This is a genomic window from Gammaproteobacteria bacterium, from assembly GCA_003696665.1.
Taxonomy (GTDB): Bacteria; Pseudomonadota; Gammaproteobacteria; order Enterobacterales.
On record RFGJ01000505.1, the window covers coordinates 1 to 1217 of the forward strand.

The 1217-nt window shown below is 50.2% G+C and carries 2 protein-coding genes; both read left to right on the forward strand.

The window, feature by feature from the left end; genetic code table 11:
* On the forward strand, positions 1–103 hold a 103-nt coding region (locus tag D6694_12305), incomplete at its 5' end, for a hypothetical protein (protein RMH38479.1).
* Positions 104–284: 181 nt separating this feature from the next.
* Positions 285–1064 (forward strand): hypothetical protein, encoded by a 780-nt coding sequence (locus tag D6694_12310; protein RMH38480.1) that lies wholly within the window; start codon positions 285–287, stop codon positions 1062–1064.
* The last annotated feature ends 153 nt before the right edge of the window (positions 1065–1217 follow it).

The following is a 1217-nucleotide window of genomic DNA, read 5'->3' on the forward strand; positions in this document are numbered from 1 at the left end:
ACGCATCGGCGTCAGCCTGACCGAAACCTGCGAGATGGTGCCGGAGATGACCACCTCGGGACTGGTGGCGCATCATCCGCAGGCGAAGTATTTTGCCGTATAACCCTTGCGCTTTAAGTGAGTACCCATTTTTTTATTGAAGTTTATTAGCCATTTTTGCTAATAAATTTGTGCGATACTTATCATCAGACTTATCCTATTGGAATAAAAAGGGATATCGGTTTTTTCGATAGCCCATAACAGCCCCAGGTGGGCTTTTCAAATTTCAAGGAGGTTAAAAGGATATGGTGCGGAAAATGGGTTTCATCAGAGGGGGATTGCTGTTGATGGCTCTGTTCCTGGTGGCGACACTCTGGGGATGTGCAAATACTATCAAAGCAATTGAAAACAAAGACCTGACCGTCAATGCAAAAATGTCAGACACCATTTTTCTGGATGCTGAAACTTTGGCGGATGCCATGCAGGGATCAAAGGGCGGCATTTTTGTGCGTGTCGCCAACACGTCAGATTTTCAGGAAATTGATTTTTCTGACCTCATTCGCACTAAACTGACCAGCATGGGATATAACGTGGTGAAAAACCCCAAACAAGCAACTTACCACGTGACTGCCAATCTTCTTTACCTTAACGAGGCCAAAGAAGGGATGAATATGGAGTCTGTTCTGGCATCGGGCTTTGGCGGTGCGGTTCTGGGCGCTTCCGTTGCCGGTGTATCAGGGCACAGTTGGCGGGGAGCGGGTACCGCAGGCTTGGCTGTCGGACTGGCGGCTGCAGCCGTTGACGCCGGAGCAGGATTGATGTGGAAGGTCAAAGAATATATTGGCGTTGCTGACATTCAAATCAAGGAAGTCGTTCCGGGGGGAGTAACCGGAAGCCAGGAATCCAGCCTGGCCAATGGTATTGGCACCGCCACCAAAACCACCCGAAAGATTGTATCGGACAAGCAGGAATATCGGACCCGTATAGCTGTAAATGCAAAACAGACCAATATCGACCGCAACGAGGCTTGCAAAACCATAGCCGAGCGGTTGGCCAGCCAAATTTCAGGCCTGTTCAAAATGTAATCAGCCTTGATTTCTCTTCGTGCCCTGCCCACATCGGGCAGGGCATTTCTTGTTTGCCCCCGCCCCTTTGAATGGTTCGAAATTCACGCCGACGGCTCGGTCTTTCTCTGCTGTCCGGCCTGGCTGAAACGGCCTGTGGGCAATCTGCTGACC